This is a genomic window from Halobacillus sp. BBL2006, from assembly GCF_000786645.1.
Taxonomy (GTDB): Bacteria; Bacillota; Bacilli; order Bacillales; family Halobacillaceae; genus Halobacillus.
Window position 1 is genome coordinate 1 of record NZ_JRNX01000614.1, and the last position, 832, is coordinate 832.

General features: G+C 47.6%; 1 protein-coding gene. It reads right to left on the reverse strand.

Translation table 11 applies throughout. From position 1 onward, the window contains the following. The coding region (locus LD39_RS16955; RefSeq protein ID WP_035550327.1) for a UvrD-helicase domain-containing protein at nt 1-832 on the reverse strand (832 nt) is incomplete at both ends.

The window sequence follows — 832 nt, forward strand, 5'->3', positions numbered from 1 at the left end:
CTTTTTTTGTTTCGTCACAATCCATCTTCTTGCGGGACAAGGCCGCGAATTTGCTCTCGCCCATATACGATTGCAACTCTTCCCATGAATGTTCGAGAGCTCCTTTTGCATGCTGGATCATTTCGAGGTCCTGATCCACTGTTTCTCCGTAATTGTAGGGACCATCCGGTTCTCTCGTCAGCTCTAAGAATTGCTTCGCTTCGACTTCCATCGCTTTCAACTGGCTGTGAACCTCTTGCTTTAAAAGATTCAACCACGGAAGTTCCTTTTCTCCCATTCCTTCCTTCACTTCGTACATTTCGACCATCTGATTGAGCCATGCCTCTGGCCAAGGATTTTGTGTAGCAAACGTATAAAGATCCAAGACGAGCTTTTCGACATCAAGGTCGCTTCTGTCACTGGAAAAACGGTCGACGACATCGAAGAAGCGTTCTTGTTCTTCCCCTTCTTTGCCATACCAATCTTCAAATAAATCCTCTAACACTTCCTGCTGAATCAAATCCGATTCAATTGTATCCGCAATTCGGAAGCCAGGATCTAAATCAAGCATGTAGGCATACCTTCTTACGACTTCCATACAGAACGAGTGTAAAGTAGAAATAGAAGCATTCTGCAATAGTGACAACTGCTTCTTCAAATGGTGCGAGCCGGGGTTTTCCTCCAGAGCCTGGCTAAGCGCCTGGCCGACACGGTTACGCATTTCCTGTGCAGCGGCGTTCGTGAACGTCACGACCAATAACGAATCGATATCCGCGGGCGACTCTTTATGCAAAAGCTTCTGAATGATGCGTTCAACGAGCACGGCCGTTTTTCCTGAGCCGGCAGCGGCGGC